The organism is Amycolatopsis sp. MEPSY49 (assembly GCF_051337345.1).
GTDB lineage: Bacteria > Actinomycetota > Actinomycetes > Mycobacteriales > Pseudonocardiaceae > Amycolatopsis.
Genome location: NZ_JBDLYJ010000040.1, coordinates 1 through 487, shown reverse-complemented (window position 1 = coordinate 487; position 487 = coordinate 1). Strand labels below are relative to the sequence as shown.

Sequence of the window (487 nt, the reverse complement as noted above, 5' to 3'; positions counted from 1 at the left end):
TGTGGGTGTCGCCGGCGTTGCCGGGCAAGACCGCCGACATCACCGCCGCCCGACGGCTACGGATCCGCCAGCACCTCCACCACCACGGCCTGACCCCGGCCGGGGACAAAGGCTTCCACGGCTGGCACAAAGACGTCCGCACCACCCGCGACTGCCCGACATGTGGTGGACCGTGTGAGCAGATCGCGCTGACCCCCTACAAGGCCGAGGCGAAGCGGCCCCTGAGCAAGGCGCAGAAGCAGGCGAATGCGGTATTCGCGGCGATGCGGTGCGCGGTGGAGGGCGGCTTCGCCGCCCTCAAACACTGGCACATCCTCGACAAACTCCGCCTCGACACCCGCCATGCCACGACGTTGCTGCGGGCTTTGCTCGTGCTGACCCAACACGAGCAAAGCATCCGCGATACTGCCCGGCCAGGCCCGGGATGAGCACTATCAGACCAGGTCAACCCATCCTGACCAGCACAAACCACGATGAAACAACCCCA

Annotated in this window: 1 protein-coding gene; it reads left to right on the top strand. The window is 66.3% G+C overall.

What is annotated here, in order from left to right:
• Positions 1 to 428: transposase family protein (locus ABFJ78_RS50190; protein WP_436394706.1), on the top strand; the 428-nt coding region annotated here is incomplete at its 5' end.
• Between the last annotated feature and the right edge of the window lie 59 nt (positions 429 to 487).